Origin of the sequence: Planktothrix rubescens CCAP 1459/22, assembly GCA_904830895.1 — a bacterium.
Lineage (GTDB): Bacteria > Cyanobacteriota > Cyanobacteriia > Cyanobacteriales > Microcoleaceae > Planktothrix > Planktothrix agardhii.
Window position 1 is genome coordinate 2,965,329 of sequence record LR882958.1, and the last position, 13,171, is coordinate 2,978,499.

The 13,171-nt window shown below is 37.9% G+C and carries 11 protein-coding genes; 10 read left to right on the forward strand and 1 reads right to left on the reverse strand.

Annotation, left to right across the window (positions count from 1 at the left end):
* The first annotated feature begins 173 nt into the window (after positions 1 to 173).
* Positions 174 to 413: a hypothetical protein gene (locus NMG86_RS13910; protein ID WP_087882160.1), complete on the forward strand. Its 240-nt coding sequence runs from the start codon at positions 174 to 176 to the stop codon at positions 411 to 413.
* A 116-nt stretch (positions 414 to 529) separates the two neighbouring features.
* Here NMG86_RS13910 and NMG86_RS13915 read toward each other — a convergent pair whose 3' ends face one another.
* A complete protein-coding gene (locus NMG86_RS13915) occupies positions 530 to 1,441 on the reverse strand; it encodes an IS5/IS1182 family transposase (RefSeq protein WP_026788241.1) in 912 nt (303 codons plus the stop codon).
* A 99-nt stretch (positions 1,442 to 1,540) separates the two neighbouring features.
* Between NMG86_RS13915 and NMG86_RS13920 the strand changes: the two genes are divergently transcribed.
* The 9 genes from NMG86_RS13920 (at position 1,541) to NMG86_RS13960 (ending at position 13,149) form a co-directional block, all read left to right on the forward strand.
* Positions 1,541 to 2,206 carry a class I SAM-dependent methyltransferase gene (locus NMG86_RS13920; RefSeq protein WP_272944393.1) on the forward strand — a complete coding sequence of 222 codons (666 nt, stop codon included), beginning with the start codon at positions 1,541 to 1,543 and terminating at the stop codon, positions 2,204 to 2,206.
* Between the two features lie 29 nt (positions 2,207 to 2,235).
* Positions 2,236 to 3,726 (forward strand): UDP-2,4-diacetamido-2,4,6-trideoxy-beta-L-altropyranose hydrolase, encoded by a 1,491-nt coding sequence (gene pseG / locus NMG86_RS13925; protein WP_071783087.1) that lies wholly within the window; start codon positions 2,236 to 2,238, stop codon positions 3,724 to 3,726.
* A gap of 9 nt (positions 3,727 to 3,735) precedes the next feature.
* Positions 3,736 to 4,815: a pseudaminic acid synthase gene (gene pseI, locus NMG86_RS13930; RefSeq protein WP_043938604.1), complete on the forward strand. Its 1,080-nt coding sequence runs from the start codon at positions 3,736 to 3,738 to the stop codon at positions 4,813 to 4,815.
* A gap of 18 nt (positions 4,816 to 4,833) precedes the next feature.
* Positions 4,834 to 5,292: a hypothetical protein gene (locus NMG86_RS13935; RefSeq protein ID WP_026797893.1), complete on the forward strand. Its 459-nt coding sequence runs from the start codon at positions 4,834 to 4,836 to the stop codon at positions 5,290 to 5,292.
* A 65-nt stretch (positions 5,293 to 5,357) separates the two neighbouring features.
* Positions 5,358 to 6,884 (forward strand): tetratricopeptide repeat protein, encoded by a 1,527-nt coding sequence (locus tag NMG86_RS13940; RefSeq protein ID WP_026797894.1) that lies wholly within the window; start codon positions 5,358 to 5,360, stop codon positions 6,882 to 6,884.
* 211 nt (positions 6,885 to 7,095) lie between these two features.
* Positions 7,096 to 9,351 carry a glycoside hydrolase family 99-like domain-containing protein gene (locus NMG86_RS13945; protein ID WP_071783088.1) on the forward strand — a complete coding sequence of 752 codons (2,256 nt, stop codon included), beginning with the start codon at positions 7,096 to 7,098 and terminating at the stop codon, positions 9,349 to 9,351.
* A 50-nt stretch (positions 9,352 to 9,401) separates the two neighbouring features.
* Positions 9,402 to 10,277: a glycosyltransferase family 2 protein gene (locus tag NMG86_RS13950; protein WP_026797895.1), complete on the forward strand. Its 876-nt coding sequence runs from the start codon at positions 9,402 to 9,404 to the stop codon at positions 10,275 to 10,277.
* A gap of 43 nt (positions 10,278 to 10,320) precedes the next feature.
* Positions 10,321 to 11,559, forward strand: a complete 1,239-nt coding sequence (locus NMG86_RS13955) for a class I SAM-dependent methyltransferase (protein ID WP_026797896.1) — start codon at positions 10,321 to 10,323, stop codon at positions 11,557 to 11,559.
* 111 nt (positions 11,560 to 11,670) lie between these two features.
* Positions 11,671 to 13,149 carry a sulfotransferase family 2 domain-containing protein gene (locus NMG86_RS13960; protein WP_026797897.1) on the forward strand — a complete coding sequence of 493 codons (1,479 nt, stop codon included), beginning with the start codon at positions 11,671 to 11,673 and terminating at the stop codon, positions 13,147 to 13,149.
* Positions 13,150 to 13,171: the final 22 nt, after the last annotated feature.

Below are 13,171 nucleotides of genomic sequence, written 5' to 3' on the forward strand. Positions count from 1 at the left end.
TAGTCGTTCGCGCCAGCTTCTATTAACATAGGTTCAGGGTCTCTCATGGTCAGTTTGGTGTTGGCACGCAGAAAACTTGATCTTTTTTCTGAAATAAACAGTATTTAAGCGAGGTATATACGGTGACGAGTAATACGGAAAATACAGATAGATTGAGAACGCTCATTCAAAAAATGAGACTAGCCTATCAGCGCGGTGAGAATGCTATGGCGTGTGCTAGGGAAATCCTTGGCGAATCGGAAAACTCTTTAATTGCTACACTAATTTCGTATGATTTGCAAGCAGGCTCCTACATTTCTGCGGTTAAAAATAATCCAGAATTTCAAGAACGTTGGTGTCACCAAGTTGCGAGCATTGTCAACCCATTAGATATCTCCGAAAATCCCCAAATGCCATCTATCGCTAATTTTTGAACCTCTAGCACTCCTGTGCCGGGTTCTCCCAAAGTAACGGATTTATAGGCTTTTTCAGTTACATTAATAATAATTAATGAATTTTATCTCTGATATTCAATCATTTTTTACAAGAATTATGGGCAATTCTTAGATGATAATACAATCGCTCCTATTCGCCATCTTATTAGTCCACATACTGTCAAGATTACTGCTTCATAATTTTCCCTCTTTAACCGAAATCTTTCTGAAGCAACTCGATAAATTTTTATCAGTCTTATTAAATGTTCGACTACAATCCTTTGTTTGGCTTTTAACCGATTTTCTTCTCGATGTTCAAGCGATATTTCTTGATTTCTCGGTTTCTTATGTGGTGTATTAATTGCTGTTTCCCCTACATAAGCTTTATCCCCTCTGTATTTTTGATTGTTCCCCAATTCCTCGCTTCTTTCTCTCCACAATTTTAGATCGCTTGTTGCTCCGGTATAACCCACTACTACATCCACTATTTCTTTCCCATTTGGCATGACAATCACTTGATTTTTAAACGTATGTGTTTTTTTCTTTCCTGAGTAATATTTTTTCTGCTCTTCATTGTCTGTTGGTCTTTGCATGGGCTGTTCATAGCTATCTACTATTAACTCAAATTCCAGCAGAATTTTTTCTACCCACTCCCAATCACTCTCGTTTTTTTTTACTTGCTCAACTAAACTCGCTGGTAGTAATTCTCTGAAGATTTTTATCCAGTTATGGAAAATATCATTCGCTGTTGATTCACTCACTTCAAACTGTAACCCTAACATTTGAAATGTGGGCATCTGATGCAGATAAATTAGAGTTAGTAATATTTGTTCATCCACAGATAATTTCTGGCGACGACCCCCACCTGCTTTAATCAACCTGATTTTAGTTTTTTCTTGTTCCTGTCGTTTTTCTTGTTCTAATAACTCCGCAGCTTGAATGAGTTCTATCAACTGTTCATATTCCATCCCTAATAGCCTTTTTGCTTGCTGGGGATTCTTGTCCAGATACTCTCTTAAGTTACTCATCTCTTATTGGGGTAAAATCCAATTTTACCATCTTGCTATCCTTCCCAATTTATATTTTGGAGATGTCTATTAATTAAAGACAAAAAACAATTTACATTGTTGGAAGTTGGTTGTGGTGAGGCTACCACCTTGCGTGGTGTAATTGAAAAACTTTCCCATGTGCCCGAGTATTCTCTTGGTTTTGATTTAAGCTGGTCAAGGGTCGCCCATGGCTTGCATTATCTCTCGGAGAAACAGATACAGGCATCTTTATTTGTAGCAGATCTGTTTAATATACCCCTGGCAGATGATAGCATTGATATTGTTTATACTTCTCATTCCTTAGAACCTAATGGTGGTCGAGAGAAGGAGGCAATTAAAGAGCTACTTAGAGTCGCCCGCCATGCAGTAGTGTTAATTGAGCCAATTTATGAACTGGCTTCCCCAGAAGCTCAAGAGCGTATGCGTTACCACGGCTACATTCGGGGACTCAAAGACGTGGCGACTCAATTGGGTGCTGTAGTAACAAACTACAAATTACTGGATTTCACCCCCAATCCTCTTAATCCTAGTGGACTGTTGCTACTGGAAAAAGCTACAACTGTCAATTCCACTGTCGGAATTTCCTGGTCTTGTCCTTTAACTCGTACAAGACTAGAAGATATCGGTGATGTATTTGAGTCTAAGGAGACTGGCTTGGTTTATCCAGTATTGCGAGGTATCCCTATGTTGAACGCCTCAAATGCCATTGTTGCTTCAGGAATAACTGACGGTACTATAAACTGATTTTCGTAGCTGTTAGGAGGCAGTCGTTAATGCAAGTCGTTTTTCGGGTCGATGCTTCTACACAAATAGGCACAGGCCATGTCATGCGCTGCTTGGCTCTGGCTCAAGCATGGCATGACACCCAGGGACAACCGATTTTTGTAATGACAACTTCGGTACCAGCCTTGGAGGAACGCCTGAAGTCAGAAGGAATGCAAGTTGTCCACTTGACAACAGAGCCAGGAAGCTTGGATGATGCCGAGCAAACCACGACACTGGCTCATCAGTTTGGGGCAACTTGGGTTGTGGTTGACGGGTATCACTTCGGAGGTGAATATCAGCAAATCCTCAAACAGTCTAAATTGCATCTATTATTTATCGATGATTACGGACACGCGGAACATTATTATGCTGATTTTGTCCTCAATCAAAATATCTCTGCTGACGAGCAATGGTATAACAACCGAGAAGCGTATACTCAGCTATTGCTGGACACTCGTTATGCCTTATTGCGACGGGAGTTCTGGCAGTGGCAGGGTTGGCAGCGAACAGTCCCACCAGTGGCTAAAAAAGTTTTGGTGAGTTTGGGAGGTGCAGACCCTGATAATATTACACTGAAAGTCATTCAGTCTTTGCAGATTGTGGAAGTGGAGGAACTAGAGGCAGTGGTCGTTGTCGGGGGAAGTAACCCACACTATGAGAATCTAAAAAGGGCTGTGCAGGATTCACGTTATCCCATCCAGTTGCAACAGAATGTAACCAATATGCCGGAGTTGATGGCTTGGGCAGATGTGGCTATTTCCGCTGGAGGTACTACTTGCTGGGAATTAGCTTTTATGGGTTTGGCGAGTATTTTGCTGATTTTGGCGGAGAATCAGAGGGCGATCGCTGAAAAACTAGCAACTCTCAACCTAGCAGTTAATCTGGGTTGGCATCAAGATGTTAAAGAGCAAGAAATTGCCTCTACACTCTCTCAAATTTTGCAATCACCAGAACAGAGATCAAAAATGATTAAAGTTAGCCAACAAATAGTAGATGGAGAAGGAAGCTCGAAAATTGTGCGGAATTTAGAAGCCAATTCTATTCAACTAAGACCCGTAATAGAAGACGATTGCGAAATTCTGTGGCATTGGGCTAATGATCCAGTTATTCGTTCTGTATCGTTTTCCTCAGAGTATATCTCTTGGTCAGATCATGTTCAGTGGTTTGCATCCAAGCTGGGCGATCAAAATTGCGTTTTTTATATTGCCCTTAACCCAGATAATGTACCCATTGGACAAGTGCGCTATGAAATTACCGATAAAGAAGCAACTATTTCTTTGGCACTGGCAGAATCTTTTCGAGGACAAGGTTATGGTGGTAACTTAATTTTATTAGGCTGCAAAAAACTGGGTCAAAACTCAGGCATTGAAATAATTAATGCTTATATAAAACCCAATAATTTAGCATCTATAAGAGCTTTTTTAAAATCTGGTTTCAGAGAAGTAGGAAAAAAAATAGTTTACGATCAACAAGCCTTACATTTAATTAAAAATTTATAATCTAAATTAATGATGCAAAAACCGATTCTAATTGCAGATAAAAAAGTAGGTAATACTTTCCCCCCATTTATTATTGCCGAAATGTCTGGCAACCATAATCACTCCTTGGAAAGAGCCTTAGAAATCGTAGAAGCGGCTGCCAAAACAGGGGCGCACGCCCTCAAGCTCCAAACCTACACTGCTGATACGATGACCTTAGACATTAAGGAAGGGGAGTTTTTCATTGATGACCCCAACAGCTTATGGTATGGTCACTCCCTCTATGAACTTTACCAGCAAGCGCATACCCCTTGGGAATGGCACGAACCCATCCTGAAACGCTGCAAAGAACTTGGCATCATCGGATTTAGTACCCCTTTTGATGCCACCGCCGTTGATTTTCTGGAATCCTTAGATGTCCCTTGTTACAAAATAGCCTCTTTTGAAAATACCGATTTGCCTCTGATTCGCAAAGTTGCCAGTACGGGCAAGCCTATGATAATTTCAACGGGTATGGCAACGGTTGCTGAGTTAGATGAAACGGTGCGAACCGCAAGGGAGGCTGGATGTCAGGACTTAGTTTTACTCAAGTGTACAAGTACCTATCCCGCCACTCCAGAAAACAGCAATCTTTTGACGATTCCACATCTGGAGGAACTGTTTGGCGTGGAAGTGGGTCTGTCTGACCACACAATGGGAGTAGGGGTAGCTGTTGCCAGTGTTGCTCTCGGTGCTACAGTCATTGAAAAGCACTTTACCCTGCGTCGTGCTGATGGTGGCGTGGATTCCGCTTTTTCAATGGAACCTGCTGAAATGACACAACTTGTGGTAGAGTCTGAAAGAGCTTGGCAAGCGTTAGGTCAAATTCAGTATGGTTTCACTGATGCTGAGAAAAAATCTTTGATGTTTCGTCGCAGTTTGTATGTGGCTAAAGACATGAAAGCTGGAGAGGTTTTTACACCGGAGAATCTGAAAGCTGTACGTCCTGGATTGGGATTGCCACCTAAATATTATGATGTTCTAGTGGGGCAAGCAGTTAAGCAGGATATTCAAAGGGGTAAACCTGTAACATGGGATTGCCTACAACAGCCAGATCGAGTACAACGATGAGATTCTAGGAGACTTCGGATGGGTGTTTATGATTCACTGAATAATTGTGAAAGGGGTAAAACTCTTTTTATTATTGGTGCGGGACCTCAAATTAATAAATTGTCAGATGAACAGATAAACTTTCTGGAAAATCAAGCTGCAATAGGCGTTAATCGTGTTCAATATAAAATCAAGACTCGCTATTTTATATCAGCTTACCCCTCTGAAATCCTATTAGCCTTAAAAAAGATACCAGACTCATCTATTTTGATCCATATAAGACCTATAATGGAATATCTGTTTTTTAAACCCAATATTCTAACAATAAAACGAGAAGTTTTTGATAAAAACGTGGGATTGAATCGCTTTTTAGATGAAACCAATCCAGTAATTTTTACCAAAATGAATGTTGCTTTAGCTGCAACACATTTGGCTTTTATTTTAGGTGCTGCTTTGGTTAGAACAAGTAAAGTTAGATTTAGAAGCATACAAATCTAATCAACCTTTTCTAGACGGATCAAGTTAATCAATCTATCATGAACATTAAGGATTAGTAGTAAAGTATGGAAATCAGTAAATTAGGCTTGAATGTATTTTATGGTCACTCTGAAATTATAAGAAATTATTGTGGCTATCCTGAAGAATTACCTTTACCCTTAGTGATTCAGCATGGAGGTTCAGCATATTATAACCTTTTTGAAATAACAAACGAGTATTTATTTGATTATTGGGTGTGGAATGAAGAGGTTAAGGAAATGAATATCAAAGATCACGCCATTCCTCCTTATACGCTTCATGTTTTAGGAGCACCTTTTATTTATTTAGCCGATGAATTAAAACTCTCATTTACAGATATTGAAAGAAAAGGAACAATCGTATTTCCTGGTCACTCTACACCCTGTTGCCCACTAATCAAAGACTTTGAAGAGTACGCGAACCAATTGGAAATCTTGCCAGATCAATTTCATCCTATTACTGTTTGTCTTCACCCTTATGATATATTTCAAAGCTTACATATCCCTTTTGAAAATAAGGGATTTACAGTTGTATCTTGTGTCCCCGATGTCATTACATATCACCAAGAAATTGTTAACAATATAAATCTATTTTGGCAAATATATGAACAGTCTTATACATCTTCTTATTTAACGAATTTTATTCATTATTGTGCAGGAAAAAAATATGCTACATCCAATAGTTGGTCAACAGGTGCTTACTACTCTATGTACCTGGGTCTTCAATTTTTCTTTTATGGACAAAAGAACCAGTATGGACGAGGTGAGTATCCAGGCGCAACATCTGCAGATCTAGAATATTACCAAAAAATGGAAGCCCTTTTCAGTCTTAGCAATGATGGTCAAGTTGTAGATATTGAAACTCAATGGGAAATTGCCTCAAAACGATTAGGGGTTGATCAAAAAATGGGAAGTAATGAGTTATATTCCTATTTAACTAACTTATATCAATCTCGACCCTATGTAGAAGGATTAAGGCATAAATTTACGCTTCTGGCTGAAACTGAAGCACAGGTGCAAAACTTGCAAGCTCAACTTCAGGAATCTAGTGTTCAAATACAAGAAGTTAAAACCCAATTGCAGAGCATTGAATCCGAAAATAAACATTTAAAATCTCAACTGAATCAAGTTAAAACCTTGACAGAAATCTGCGAATTTCAACTTAAGAATTCTCAATTAAAAAGTGATGAATATTATGCTTTTCTTTCTAAAACTAGAAATGAATTAGGAAAACTGCAAAGTCTTTTAGATGTCAGCAGCGAGTTAGATATAGGTCTTGATAGCCAAGCCTTGGAACAATTACTATCGAATTACAAAGACTCTTTAGAGAAAGATTCAGGCAATCCTTTACATTATTATCAATTAGGTAAAATTTGGATGCAAGCCAATTGTTTTGAAAACGCTATATCCTGTTATCGTAATGCTATTTTATTGGATAATAACCAACCCTCTTTTTATTCAGAATTAGCTGAATCTTTAATTCAGTTAGGAGAGTTAAATGAGGCAGTTAGTTATTATCGTCATGCCATTCATCTAAAGTGGAGTTTAACTAAAAATCAACCTCACATTCCATAAAAATAAAATATTAGATGAATCGAAGGGAGATTTTTTCTCTTTGCGAAATAGGAAGGAAAATAGTTAAATTAGCTCAAGTTTACTCAATTAGTTATCGCTCGGCTAATCTGTTGTAGATTTTAGTTCCAGAATATGCTAATCTTTTATAGGCTAGTAAAGCCTTTAACTTAGACTTCATCACTCCTTGTTCTCAACTCAACTCAGCTAAATTATGACGGTTAGCAATTTTCAGCAAGCCAATCAACTTCTCCGAGATGGAAAGTTAGAGGATGCCGTGGCCATTTATCAAAAAGCAATCGATCAGAATCCTAACTTTTACCTGTCCCATCATAATTTAGGGGAAGTTCTCTGGAAATTTGGACGCTTAGAGGAGGCAGCTACAGCCTTTCAGAAGGCTATTGAGTTAAAACCGTCCGCAGCTTGGTCTTATTTTAACTTGGCACAGGTGTTAGAGCAGTTAGGGAGGAAAGAGGAATCGATCGCATCTTACGAAAAAGCAAGTGAGTTAAATCCACAACTGCTCAGTCTGCGACAAAAGTTAGAGGCTTCGCTGATTAACGATCAACCTGTAATACCTGATGAAGATATTGCCCTACTTTACCCCCTGGCTGAATATCAAAAATTAGAACTAACTCAATTAACAATTCAGCCGAGAAACAAGCCCAAACTTACCAATGATGTTCGTTTAATTGCTTATTATCTTCCACAATTTCACCCAATTCCAGAAAATGATTTATGGTGGGGTAAAGGTTTTACGGAATGGACAAATGTTAGCCGTGCAAAACCCTTATTTGAAGGTCATTATCAGCCCCACATTCCTGCAGAATTGGGTTTTTATGATTTACGTCTTCCTGAAGTTCGAGAAGCTCAAGCTGAACTAGCCAAAAAATATGGAATTTATGGCTTCTGTTATTATTACTATTGGTTTGCAGGAAAGCGCCTATTACATCGACCGATTGATGAAGTTGTTGCCAGTAAAAAACCTGACTTTCCCTTCTGCATCTGCTGGGCTAATGAAAATTGGACAAGACGATGGGATGGACTAGCCCATGAAGTCTTGATTGCACAAGATCACTCATTAGAACAAAATCAAGTTTTTGCTGAAAGCATTGTTCATATTTTAAGAGATGAGCGATATATTCGCATCAATGGTGCTCCTTTACTGATTGTTTATCGAAGCGATATTTTACCAGATCCGATTCGCACAACAGAACTCTGGAGAAAGATATTTAAACAACAGGGAGTTGGAGAAGTTCATTTAGCGATTGCGATTACTTGTTTTTCAGGAATAGTTGATCCAACTCAATTGGGCTTTGACTCTGCTGTGCAGTTTCCCCCTCATGGAATACCGGCAAAGGAATTGACACCACCTGAAACCATAGTTTCAGATTTTTCAGGTCATTTCTATGATTATCCAGATGCAGTCATCAATGCCGTTGCAGATGCAATGCCTGATTTTAAATTTTTTCCAGGAGCAATGACATCTTGGGATAACACAGCCAGACGGAAAAGTGGAGCCCATGCTTTTTTAAATTTCCATCCAGATTGGTATGAATTATGGTTACGCGGTTCTATTGAAAAAGCCAAACATTGTTCTTCAGGTGATGAACAATTAGTATTTATTAATGCTTGGAATGAATGGGCAGAAGGAGCGCATCTTGAGCCTGATACGAAGTTTGGACATGGCTATCTGATGGCAACCTCTAGGGCTTTAGAGGGGAACACGGGTTGGAAAACAATTCTGAATTTATTGAGGTATTTTCCCTATAAAACACCTGATTGGATCAATCAATATCTTGATCAATTAGAAGACAGGATTTTCTCACAAGACAGGTCATTAAAAGCCCTTGCTAAAATTGTAGAAACAGTAGGTGTACCTCAAGAAATTATTTCTTTTTCAGTTCCTTCAGGACTGTATTGGAATATAGAGTCATTTCCTCTTGATGTAGATGTTTATATGACTTCTATCATTTTTAAGGGCTGGATATTGAATGAAAAGATCCCTATTAAGTGTGTTGAAATTTTATCAAAAGATCGTTTGGTGCAAAGAACTCCCGTTGATCAACAGCGCCTAGACGTAGCAAAAGTTCACTCAACCATTCCAGGAGCAGAAAATAGCGGTTTTCTCACCAAGGTTAAAAACCCCGAATTTAAATCTGACACAGAGTTTAAATTACAGGCTGTTTTAGAAGATAATACTTGTATTCCTTTGGCACTGATTCCCTTTAAATCCGGTTTCCAACTCCTAGGAATTGACAACCTTGAACAAACCTTGTTAGAATCCGAAGATTGGCAACTTGTATTAAATCTGCTGCGAAGGATAACGATTGAAAGTGATGTTTATCGTTGGCATCTTTTAGAGGAGTTAGAAAAGAATATTCAAGCTAAGGAAGATTTAATTAAGGTAATGTCGGATTTTTTAGGTAAAATTTCTTCTGAATGTTTGATTGATTGGGGTATAGACTAAAACTCTGGCTACAATAAAATGTTGATTGTAAATCTTTGGTGATAATTCCCATGCAGAAAATTTCTCAAAATCCACTGATTTCTGTTATTATTCCTTGCTACAAACATGAAAAGTTTGTTGAAAGGTGTCTTAACTCAGTTGCTGCTCAAACTTATGACAATATAGAGGTGATCATTGTTGATGATTGTTCTCCTGATAATTCTGTCAAAAAAATTGAGCAGGTTATTAACAGTAAAAGCTGGATTGCTAAGTTTGATAATCGCACAAAATTTTACCCATTTAATCAGAATCAAGGTGCTCATAATGCCATTAATCACGGGATCAAACAATCTACTGGTGAATTAATTGCAATTCTGAACTCAGATGATTTGTATCATCAGGACAGACTTTCACGCATTGTTGAGGTTATGCAAAATCAAGACCATCAATTTGTTTTTAGTCGGGTTCAATATATTGATGATAATGATACAATTATCACTGACTCTCATGACATGGCTCAATCTTACTTCCGAGCACAAAAAAATATCAAGCTGAAGCAATTTCCTTCCTTGGGATTTGCTTGCTTATCATTTAGCATCAGTATATCGACAGGAAACTTTGTTTTTAGTAAAGCCCTTTATAATGCTTTGGGTGCTTTTAAAGATTATCGATATTGCCATGATTGGGATTTTTTACTTCGAGCTTTAGTTCATACTGAACCATTCTTTTTAGAGGAAGATCTATATTACTATCGGTTTCACGGCAAGAACACCTTTGAATCTTTGCAAGCTATTGGCCCGATAGAATCAGCCGAACTTCTCAGAAACTTTTTTTCCCAAGTCCAATTAAAACCTACTCCTAACCCTATTGCGCCGTCACCTTTAAACTGGCCAGGTTTCTTTGAGCTTTTTGTTCGATGGTATGGTTTAGAGCGTTTTTTACAGTAGTTGAGAGAGTTTTATTAATTCAATCTAAAATGGAGGTATAGCAATGTTTACAGTAATCAAGAAAATAATCAATTTCCCAAACAAATTTGAGAGAAAAATCTTTGGATATAATATCGAAAGTCCCAATTTAGAATATTCTACCAATGTTGCAGAAGTGTTCTTATCGGGCTGGGTGTTACCGAGAGAGGAGAAAGAAGCACAGATTGTAGTTGAAGGCATCGGTGTCATGAAAACCTTCCCTTGCGATCTCCAGAGAGACGATGTTACAAAAACTATTCTAGGAGAAATAAATCCAAATATAAAATGTGGTTTTCAGATCAAGTGGATTCACACAGGGATATTTAACATATCTTTTGTAATCGAAGGTGAAAAAATGTTGGTAGCTGAGATTGAAATTAAGTCTGCGTTTATAGACATCGTAAATCAAGAGTTATACAAAATAGAAAATTCACTTAGGTATTCCACTTCACGAGATGAATTATTTCAGCAACTGCGCTACTGTCTTGGCTTAGATGATTTCGGTATGCTTCTTTGGTCTATGCCAAATATGGCCTACCCAAAAATGTCAAAGATTCTTCCCAAAATGGCGACGAATGAAGTCCAGTTAAGCTGGACAGGGAGTTCGGGAATAGACTTGCTAACACAAACCACAGCTTTCGTTCGCTCAGTCGCTCATAACTTTTGTAAATTTTATGGAAATACTTTAGATAATCAATCAATTTTAGACTTTGGTTGCGGATATGGGCGCATTGCCCGTTTAATGTATTATTTCACCAATTCTGAAAACTTTTTTGGGGTTGATCCTTGGGACAGGTCGATAGAGATATGTCGCTCGGATGGACTTGAGAGAAATTTCTTCTTATCCGATTATCTTCCGGTGGGTCTTCCAACGGGTTCGAGGAAATTTTCTCTTATTTACGCATTTTCTGTATTTACGCATCTTTCTGAGCGGGCAACTGTTAGAGCAATTGAAACACTGCTTCAACATTTAGAATCAAGCGGACTTTTGGTTATAACAATTAGGCCTGTTGAATACTGGAATATCGACCAAAATGCTCGACGGCTTAGTGTGGTTGACCAACTAATTTCCTCACACAAACAAAATGGATTTTCTTTTTTACCTCATCCTAGACCAGCAGTTGATGGCGACATTACCTATGGGGACACATCAATGAGCTTGAATTGGATCAAAGCAACATTCCCGAAAGCAGAGATTGTGGGAGTTGATCGTTCCCTTTCTGACCCGTTCCAACTTTATGTTTTTCTTCGGCACTTGAGTTAGCGAAAAGTCACTTAGGCTTTAAAATGCGTGATCTGAACACATCATTATCGCCTAAGTCGATTTAGAGGAATATCTATATTACTATCGGTCTGCTATAGCGGGATATAACTAATGGCAATTTTATGTGAAGAAATAAATTTACTGTTTATCTGTGTTCCAAAAGCAGGAAGTTCATCCCTTGAAAATTTTTTGATTAGTAACTTTGGTGGGAAACAGGTTCTCACAGATCATATTTGGGATGATGATGGTAAGACCATTTTGGTGGACTATAGACATATTAATATCAAAGAGATAATATCACATAGATTATTAACCTTAGCTCAACTTGAGCAAATGAAGATATTAGTAGTCACGAGAAATCCTTTTGATTGGGTTGTGTCACGTTATGTATTTATTGTGAACTGCTATCAGAGACTTAAACAAGAGGGAGAAAAAGCACCCGATTGGATTACTGCTAGAGAACATAGGCTAACCGAAATAGCTAGTATGAATTTTGATGAATATGTTGCCCATGATTTCAATAACCAAAATAGATCAGTATATGGTCTATTCATTGAAGGTATAGATGAAGGGAAAGTAGAAGTTGTCAAACTTGAGCAATTAGATATTGAGGTTGAAAGAATTTTTCAAGAATTAGGAGTTGAATTATTTCACCACATACCACACTATAATAAGACAGAAGGCAAAAAAACGGATTTTAGATTATATTACAGCAATAAATCAAGGCAAATTATAGAACAATCTTTTGCTAGGGATTTTGAGCGTCTCGGTTATTCTTTTGATGATATAACAATGTTTACAATAATCAAGAAAATAATCAATTTCCCAAACAAATTTGAGAGAAAAATCTTTGGATATAATATTGACAGTCCCAATTCAGAATATTCTACCAATGTTGCAAAAGTGTTCTTAGCGGGCTGGGTGTTACCGAGAGAGGGGAAAGAAGCACAGATTGTGGTTGAAGGCAGTGGTGTTATGGAAACCTTCCCTTGCGATGTCCAGAGAGACGATGTTACAAAAACTATTCTAGGAGAAATAAATCCCAATATAAAATGTGGTTTTCAGATCAAGTGGATTCACACAGGGATATTTAACATATCTTTTGTAATCGAATGTGAAAAAATGTTGATGGCTGAAATTCATATCCAGCCTGAGATTGATTCAAGTGACTTGTCAATAGATGATATAACAATGTTTACAATAATCAAGAAAATAATCAATTTCCCAAACAAATTTGAGAGGAAAATCTTTGGATATAATATTGACAGTCCCAATTCAGAATATTCTACCAATGTCACAGAAGTGTTCTTAACGGGCTGGGTTTTACCGAGAGAGGAGAAAGAAGCACAGATTGTGGTTGAAGGTAGTGGTGTTATGGAAACCTTCCCTTGCGATGTCCAGAGAGACGATGTTACAAAAACTATTCTAGGAGAAATAAATCCCAATATAAAATGTGGTTTTCAGATCAAGTGGATTCACACAGGGATATTTAACATATCTTTTGTAATCGAAGGTGAAAAAATGTTGATGGCTGAAATTCATATCCACCCTGAGATTGATTCAAGTGACTCGTCCCTGCATAAGTTATAATTCAAGTCGATCTAATCCCCTA